Source organism: Psychromonas aquatilis, from assembly GCF_038155185.1.
In the GTDB taxonomy this organism is placed as follows: Bacteria; Pseudomonadota; Gammaproteobacteria; order Enterobacterales; family Psychromonadaceae; genus Psychromonas; species Psychromonas aquatilis.
The window spans coordinates 1-255 of sequence record NZ_JBAKAZ010000214.1 but is presented as its reverse complement, the minus strand read 5'-3'; the positions used below and the strand labels follow the sequence as shown (position 1 = coordinate 255).

The following is a 255-nucleotide window of genomic DNA, read 5'->3' as shown; positions in this document are numbered from 1 at the left end:
CACGATCAGACTGTTTTATGGATTACCAACCACTCGCAAACCAAACAAGTGCATTAATACCGAGTAATGCTATAGGGACGACTTTTCCGCCATTACTACTTCTATTATTGTTGCTAGGTCCTTGTGTTGACTTTTTGCCAAACAAACCGCCTTAAAAACCAGATATTTTTTTGAATATAACATCTAGATCAGGAGGCCCCTGGTCATTATTTTTATTGTTTTTATTCCACGGGTCTTGATCATTTTTATCATCTT

At 36.9% G+C, this 255-nt stretch carries 1 protein-coding gene; it reads right to left on the bottom strand.

Translation table 11 applies throughout. The features are described from left to right. Positions 1 to 151: 151 nt before the first annotated feature. Positions 152 to 255, bottom strand: a 104-nt coding sequence (locus tag V6256_RS16495) for a protease modulator HflK N-terminal domain-containing protein (RefSeq protein ID WP_424141078.1), incomplete at its 5' end; no start/stop codon positions are given.